The 7,904-nt window shown below is 39.1% G+C and carries 7 protein-coding genes and 1 riboswitch; of the genes, 3 read left to right on the top strand and 4 right to left on the bottom strand.

Annotated elements, in window-relative coordinates; all coding sequences use genetic code 11:
* Window positions 1-351: IS3 family transposase (locus J7E52_RS00805; protein ID WP_214743255.1), on the top strand; the 351-nt coding region annotated here is incomplete at its 5' end.
* A 392-nt stretch (window positions 352-743) separates the two neighbouring features.
* On the opposite strand, the gene J7E52_RS00800 is transcribed toward J7E52_RS00805, so the two are convergent.
* From J7E52_RS00800 to J7E52_RS00785, 4 genes are all read right to left on the bottom strand, one after another.
* The gene (locus tag J7E52_RS00800; RefSeq protein WP_214743254.1) at window positions 744-2,570 is read right to left on the bottom strand and encodes an APC family permease; all 1,827 of its coding nucleotides are present in this window, start codon (window positions 2,568-2,570) and stop codon (window positions 744-746) included.
* A gap of 138 nt (window positions 2,571-2,708) precedes the next feature.
* Window positions 2,709-2,851: riboswitch (cyclic di-AMP (ydaO/yuaA leader) on the bottom strand.
* 361 nt (window positions 2,852-3,212) lie between these two features.
* Window positions 3,213-3,668: a GtrA family protein gene (locus J7E52_RS00795; RefSeq protein ID WP_214743253.1), complete on the bottom strand. Its 456-nt coding sequence runs from the start codon at window positions 3,666-3,668 to the stop codon at window positions 3,213-3,215.
* A complete protein-coding gene (locus tag J7E52_RS00790) occupies window positions 3,628-4,650 on the bottom strand; it encodes a glycosyltransferase family 2 protein (RefSeq protein ID WP_214743252.1) in 1,023 nt (340 codons plus the stop codon). Before J7E52_RS00790 ends, J7E52_RS00795 begins: the two co-directional genes overlap by 41 nt.
* Window positions 4,651-4,665: 15 nt before the next feature.
* Entirely contained in the window at window positions 4,666-6,330 is a 1,665-nt protein-coding gene (locus J7E52_RS00785; protein ID WP_214743270.1) for a DUF6044 family protein, read from the bottom strand.
* Between the two features lie 177 nt (window positions 6,331-6,507).
* On the opposite strand from J7E52_RS00785, the gene galU reads away from it, so the two are divergent.
* Together galU and J7E52_RS00775 are read left to right on the top strand one after the other, a co-directional pair.
* On the top strand, window positions 6,508-7,371 hold the full coding sequence (gene galU, locus J7E52_RS00780; protein ID WP_214743251.1) for a UTP--glucose-1-phosphate uridylyltransferase GalU: 864 nt from the start codon (window positions 6,508-6,510) through the stop codon (window positions 7,369-7,371).
* A 255-nt stretch (window positions 7,372-7,626) separates the two neighbouring features.
* A complete protein-coding gene (locus tag J7E52_RS00775) occupies window positions 7,627-7,767 on the top strand; it encodes a hypothetical protein (protein WP_214743250.1) in 141 nt (46 codons plus the stop codon).
* Window positions 7,768-7,904: the final 137 nt, after the last annotated feature.

Below are 7,904 nucleotides of genomic sequence, written 5' to 3'. Positions count from 1 at the left end.
TCCAAAATGCTGGATAAAGCCTTTGATCGCTTGGAATCGAAAGATTCACCCATTCTCCATTCAGATCAGGGCTGGCATTATCAGATGAAACAATACTCGCATGATTTGAAAAAACATAACATTACACAAAGCATGTCCCGCAAAGGAAATTGTCTCGATAATGCGGTCATTGAAAACTTCTTTGGCTTATTAAAATCCGAATTACTCTATCTTCAAGAATTTGAAAGCATGGAGCATTTCAAACAAGAACTAGAAGAATATATCCATTACTACAATCATCAACGAATCAAGGTAAAATTAAAAGGCATGAGCCCGGTAGATTACCGGGTTCATGCCCTCAAGGCTGCCTAAGTAAATAAAGTGTCTAACTTTTTGGGTTCACTTCAGACGCAGCCCTTATTAATGATACTGATTGATGCTAGCCACCATGTTGATGATGTTGAGTATCCATTTCCGAATCATCAGCGTCTTTGAAATAATCACTTTCCCAAACAGCCGTCGTTCGGAAAATGATGATGGAGTAAGTTTTATATTAACATTAATTAAAGCTGTAAAAGAGGAAGTATCCCACATCTTACTGCAACTCTTTTTCTTGTATGGGCTTCATAGTTACTGTGAATTTTATGAATTGGTAATGATGTTCATACTCAAATATCGGCAGCGTAAGTTACTGCTGTCTTTATTATAAGATCATAAAAGAAGCAAACCTTATGTAGGTTTGCTTCTTTTCTTGGATATGGAACTTACTTCTTCAAATGATATGGCACTGTCGTAACAACCACATCTCTTCTATAAAGTAAGTAGGCACGAATCAGTAAACTTGATTGGTTATGAAGGATATTGTGCCAGCCCTTTTTCGGAATGAATTGGGGGATGATCACCGTAACTTTATAATTGGATTCACTTGCCTTATGTTCAACTGTATCCACAAATTTAGTCAATGGCTGAATGATACTTCTATAATATGAATTCAGCGTTACGAGTCTGACATCCGGCTGCCACTTTTTCCACTTTTCTCCGAATTTCTTTTCATCTTCTCTGTCAAAAGCAACATAAACGGCAATGACCTGATGTGCTGAAAGAGATTTTGCGTAATTTAAAGAGTTCTCAACCACATGAGTTATACCTGCCACAGGGACAATAATGATATTTCCTTCAATTGGTGAGATCGGCTCACATGTTGTTATCCTTAGTTGGTCACCGACTGCTTCATAATGCTTATTAATTCGATGAAAAATAAAAATGATGATAGGTAAAAAAATCAACACAGGCCAAACCTGAGTAAATTTGGTTAAAAAGAATATTATTGTGACGATAAAGCTAATTATGGCACCAATTGAATTAATGGTTAATTTCATCATCCAGCCTTTTGGCTTTTCGCGAATCCATTTAACAATCATTCCGGTCTGGGATAACGTAAATGGAATGAATACCCCTACCGCATAAAGAGGAATGAGATTTTCTGTATGTCCTTCAAATGCGACTATTAAGATGATGGATGCGAGTCCCAGTATGATGATTCCGTTGGAATACCCTAATCGGTCCCCTCTGATCGTAAACGCCCTTGGTATGAATTTATCCTTCGCCAGATTTACAGCAAGCAGAGGGAAAGCCGAATAGCCAGTATTTGCCGCAAGTATCAAGATCAAGGCAGTCGTACCTTGAATGAAGAAATACATGAAATTCCGTCCAAAGATCTCTTCAGCAATCTGGGAGACGACCGTTACCTCTGCACTGGGAACAATGCTTAAATAATAGGCTAAAAATACGATTCCCGAAAATAATACTGCTAGCAAGGAACCCATCGCTATTAAAGTTTTCGCAGCATTATTCGGGGCTGGGTCTTTAAAGTTCGGGATTGCATTGGAAATCGCTTCGACTCCTGTCAAGGCGGAGCTTCCCGATGCAAATGCTCTTAACAGTATAAATAAACTGATGCCCGCTACCGGAGTGCCGATAGACGCGTGCAATTCCGGTGAAACTCCTCCCGTCAAAATCTTGTAAATCCCAACACCAATCAAGATGAACAATGCCAAAACGAATAGGTATACCGGATAGGCCAAAACAGAGGCCGACTCCGTAACCCCCCGAAGGTTCAGGATCGTGAGTAGAATTACGAAAATGATGGCTATGACGACATTATATGAATGAAGGCCGGGAAAAGCGGACGTGATGGCATCCGTACCTGCAGAAACACTAACAGCCACAGTTAATATATAATCCACCAATAAAGATCCTCCCGCTATCAACCCTGGATTGACACCTAAATTGTTTTTTGAAACCACATACGCTCCCCCGCCATGCGGATAAGCGAAAATGATTTGTCTATAAGACAAAATCAAAGCAGTTAACAGGATCAATACTCCGATCGCGATAGGGATGGAATACCAGAATGCCGCAGCACCTACCGTGATCAGGACGATCAATATTTGCTCCGGCCCATATGCAACCGAAGACAAAGCATCAGAAGATAATATCGCCAAAGCCTTTGTTTTGTTAAGCTTTTGTTCACCAAGTGCATTTGACTTCAAAGGTCTCCCAATCAAGAACCTCTTTATAGAAGATAACATCAAGAATTCACCACCATAATTAATTTATAAGTTTATGTTACCCAGCTGTAGCAAAAAACAAGAAGAAACACAAAAATGCCTACAAGTCATAGCTAAATAGACCTGTAGACATCAATTTTTTTGTCTAACAAGCTCCACCTTCCTTCTCATATAACGCTTACGAGGTTAGCTGTCGGATTCGGACCTAAGAGTAGCCCTACCTTGAAAGGATTCACCCCTTGGATTGTAAACAATCCCAATAACGGGTCCCCCGCACCATATGGTTTAAGCGATTTAGAAATATGAAACTGTTGATTATCATACTCCCGTGAAATGGAAAAGTAAATGAATATTTTGCTCGAAAATAGAAAAATTCTTTGTAAGTGAGGTTTTGTTTTTTGACGTATATAACATAAGTCATGCAATGACATGATTTGAAGGTAGGAAAGGAGGTAAGTAAATGTTATAAAGAAAATAATCAAGGAGTCAATGAACAGAAGGTGGTCCGAAAAGGTAAAATGATCAGCCACATGGAGATGCGAAGGACTAAATTAACAGATTTGCCCCAGCTCGGACGTCATTAAAAGGGTAAACTTGCATTGAAAATCAAATTTCGCTTTAATTCCCGTCCAGTTGGGGCACTACTCCACTTATCCACCCTAATTAGTTCCTTCCTTCTTGAATTGGTCTCAAATTGCTTTTTTTAAAGACAAAGTATTTCTGGCCAATATAGTTAAGCACTGTATAAAAGATTGTTCCTATCAGAACAGCCAAATTTTGTTGTATGGATAAATGAACGGATCCTTCCAGTGATTCTGCAATAGCTTGGCCTATAGAATAAGCGGCGGAATAGCAAATCAGGATGACGCAAAAGAAACGGGCAACTCCTCGCCGCCATTCTATATCGCTTTTAAAGGTAAAAGTCCTGTTCAAAAGAAAACTCGTTACAGCTCCCGTACCATTGCCGAAAAAGGTGGAGACCCAGTAAGATAATTCAATAACATTCATAAGAAAAAGCATGATGGAAAGTCCAACCGCTGTATTGACTATTCCAACCAATAAAAAGCGGATAAAGGAGTTAGTGTGTTTTAGATAGTTTTTCAATACTGTTCCGTTCATTGTCTAGTTGCTCCCGTTTTTTTAAATCGAGCGGATTAAATAGATCCAGATCTACAATATATTTAGGCCGGCGTTTGGATTCATTATAGATTTTACCGATATATTCCCCAATCAAGCCGACAGCAATCAACTGTAGTCCGCCGATCAACCATATGGAGGTGATTAAAGAGGTCCAGCCAGTTTCGGTCTGCCCATAAAACTTTAACCATAAAAAGTAAGAACCAAAGAGTAAGCTAATGAAAAAGGAAAGACATCCTAGCCATAATACAAGCCGGATCGGTGTAACTGAAAAGGAAGTGATGCCATCAAGCGCAAAAGCAACCATCTTCTTAAATGGATATTTCGTTTCCCCAGCCAATCTTTCTTTTCGGTCATAATAAACAGAGTCCGTCTTAAACCCAATGAGCGGGACGATTCCCCGTAAAAAAAGATTCGTTTCATCAAATCGTTCCAACTCCGTGATCGCCCTTTTGCTCATTAGCCGGAAATCGGCATGATTATAGACAAGGTTAACCCCCATCTTGTTCATCAATTTATAAAAACCAGTTGCAGATTTTCGTTTAAAAAATGAATCAAGGTCCCTTTTCTGGCGGACACCATATACAATTTCACAGCCTTCATTGAATTTCCGAATGAATTCAGGGATGACTTGAATATCATCCTGTAAATCTGCATCAATGGAAATCACACAATCGGAGGCTTCCTTGGCTGTAAACAATCCTGCCAGGAGTGCATTTTGATGTCCTGCATTCCGGGAAAGCTTTAGCCCGCGAACCAGTTCATTATTAATCGTTTCTTTATAAATGATCTTCCAAGTTTGATCTTGGCTTCCATCATCAACCAACAGAATTTTACTTTGACCAGAAACAACGTTTTCTTCGACTAACCCCCTCATCAATCCACAAAGCTGGGAAATAGTATCCTGCAAAACGCTTTCTTCGTTATAACAAGGTACAACAATCGTTACTATCGGTGAATTCATTCTATTCCCCCCTTTTCACATGACTCTGTATAAATAAATTTTCCATACGCTGCCTTTCTTTTTGAAAATCCCATCTAGTACCAATCCGTTTTCCTTCGCGTTGTTGATTGGGATGGCAGAAAATATATACTTGCCACCTAATCCTTTAAACGCATTCATATTAAGGTCCAAATTTTCCAGTTCTTTCTTCGAACCTTTCTTGAACATATAATGCTTCCCAAGCTCATCGGTAAATAGGTAACAACGTCCTCCCCATTCATCAAAGTAGATTCTGATGTTTTTATTCTTAGCCAATTCGTTTTCAATTATTTGACGAAATTGATGTTTGTAAGAAAGCGGATAGAAATTGTTATAGCTATCGAGCGTGTAAAATCCATTAAACTGTGCGATTGCGGGATGCAGCCCAATGCTAGCAACACGATATTCTTCTTGTGGAAGGTCAATATGATCTTTTATCTCCTGAAAAAGGCTTTCTGAATAGAACTCTTTAAAAGATGGTTTTTTATTGTAAGTGATTTCTTCATTGAAACCGATTAAGATCATGATTTGAATGGCGATGAAAATAGAAAGGGTTTTCTTAGCATAATCGCTGTTTTCCCAGATAATTTTTATCGCGAGGGCAAAGCCCAGGTAAATCACCATCGGCCTCAAAAAGTGAAATCTGGCAAAATTAAAGGTATCCAGGGTGTGAAACCTTTCCGTCAAAGGAAGCCAGCCTTTATAAAACCAAAATGCGTACCATGCTGAAAGTATAAAATTCAAGCCGAATAAAAATACATATACCTTTTCCTGTCTCCACAGTTTTTTGGTCAGAATGATATAAAGGGCAAAGACTGTAATCGGCAGAATGATAAGCGCATGTACAGTCATGACATGCGTATGTCCAAGAACGAAATTTTTGAAAGTAAGCTTGATGACCCAATCGAGCGGCAGCCTTGCGTGAAAATATTCATCTCTGCTGTTTGGCTCAGAATCAAAAATGAATGAAGCGACCAAACGATACTCCACCAAACCAAAAATGACGGTCATATACACGATTGAAAGAAGAAACGTTATATTCCACCCTTTTCTCCTGATCAAATCCGTTAGCCAAAGAAAGCCCATTGCAACAAGGAAAAAGAAAAAGCCAAGCACGATGCTTGAATAAAGCGGTAAAAGTGTAAGAACCAAAAAATTCTTCCACGAATGGTCCTTGCTGCGAATATTCAAAAAAGCCCAAAGTGCCAGCGGCATCCCAAGTGTACTGAGCATTCCCGATGGCCAAAATGGGGTAAGGGCAAAGGCCAAGGATGTTCCAACCCTGATCCAACTTGATTGGCTTCCTGTAACCAAATGTTTCTTTAATAAGATATACATACCAAAGAATGCAATAAATCTTGTTAATGCCTGGCTTATTGCATATGCAAACAATGTTGGAAAAAGTGAATGAAGCCATACGATAATACTGAACTCACTGCCAAAAGCATTTCGAGGCAGCCCATTCATAATCTGGGGAATTTTGGCGTCTATCGCACCGAATAACTCACCGCTTTCTGAAAGGACTTTATACCAGGCAAGGTTGGAATCCAAATTATCATGCACGCGAATATGCGCATTTTCTCCAAGGATGAATAAAGGAGAAAGATATAAAACAATGACGAGTAGGGCAAAAAGGATTTGTTTTCTCTCTTGATTTTCAATTGGCAAAATATACACCTCTTGACCAAATTCATATATCCATAATATTTGCTTCAAAGGTAAATCTATTCTTTTTCAGGGATTTATTTTCACCTTTTTTGATATAGGTCAACCAATGGCCACATAAAATGAAGGGTAGAACAAAAAGCATATAAAAGAACCTTAAAAAGGGGCTGGGCTATGATAAAGAAAGCGGTGATTCCAGCAGCCGGTTTAGGAACCCGGTTTTTACCTGCTACGAAAGCTCAACCAAAGGAAATGCTGCCGATTGTCGATAAGCCGACCATTCAATATATTATCGAGGAAGCGGTTCAATCAGGGATTACAGATATTATCATCGTTACGGGTAAAAACAAACGTGCCATCGAAGATCATTTCGATAAATCCATTGAACTGGAAATGCTTCTGCAAATGAAAGGTCAACATGATTTGCTTAAGATCGTGGAGAACATATCCAACATGGTGGATATCCACTATGTAAGACAAAAGGAACCTTTAGGTCTGGGGCATGCAGTTTTATGTGCCAAAACCTTTATCGGAGACGAACCTTTTGCCGTCCTGTTAGGTGATGATATCGTGGATAGCCAGGTTCCGGCTTTGAAGCAGTTAATGGAACGTTATAACAAGGTTCGAGCGAGCATTATCGGATGTAAGGAAGTGTCACCAGCCGATGTCTCCAAGTACGGGATCGTAAATTCGCAAGAACGATATGAGGATTTATTTCTGGTAAGAAACTTAGTGGAAAAGCCAAAAGTGGAGGATGCACCATCAACACAGGCGATTATTGGCCGATATATTTTATCACCTGTAATTTTTGAAATCCTTGAAACCGTACAGCCCGATCGGAAGGGGGAGATCCAGCTTACCGAAGCTTTAGACCTTTTGTTAGAAAAGGAACCATTATACTCGTATATCATAGAGGGAAATCGATATGACGTCGGAGATAAATTCGGCTTCCTCCAAGCTTCATTAGATTTCGCCATGAAACGACCAGAACTTCGTGATCAGCTACAAACATATTTAAAGCAACTGTTCCCTCAATGAAGTTAATATAATCCACGCCCAATTACCTAGAGGTGATTGGGCTATTTGCACATCGGATTCACCCCTTTGGTTGTAACATTTCCACTTACCATAATCTCTAAGCAAATATAAACTGTTTATTATAAATGCTTCCGTGAAATGTAAATGCAAGTGAAAATGTTGGACAGAGAATGAATAATTTATTAAAAGTGAGGTTATGTTGATAACGTATCCTTCATTATTGATCCAAACAACGATAACCAGAAAGGATTGTACATGCATAAAAAAACTAATAATCCAATTCTATCCGATGAATTTTTAGATCAAGTGGTTAAGGAAATCAATGCACAATTTGGCGGGCCCATTAATGAAAAAAATGATCGTTTCCAACATGGGGACGATGAAGAAAGAAGTTAAATCACACATCAGCTTTCATGAAAAAACTCTGGCTCTATTCAGCCAGAGTTTTTTTTGTAGCTTTATTTCTTCCATAGAATTATCCGCCCTTTCTTTAACGACTTGTCCAAACCGATTTAGCTTATCCTCATAGAATG

The organism is Bacillus sp. ISL-34 (assembly GCF_018613325.1).
Classification (GTDB): Bacteria; Bacillota; Bacilli; order Bacillales; family DSM-1321; genus Peribacillus.
This window is presented reverse-complemented; position numbering and strand designations above follow the sequence as displayed.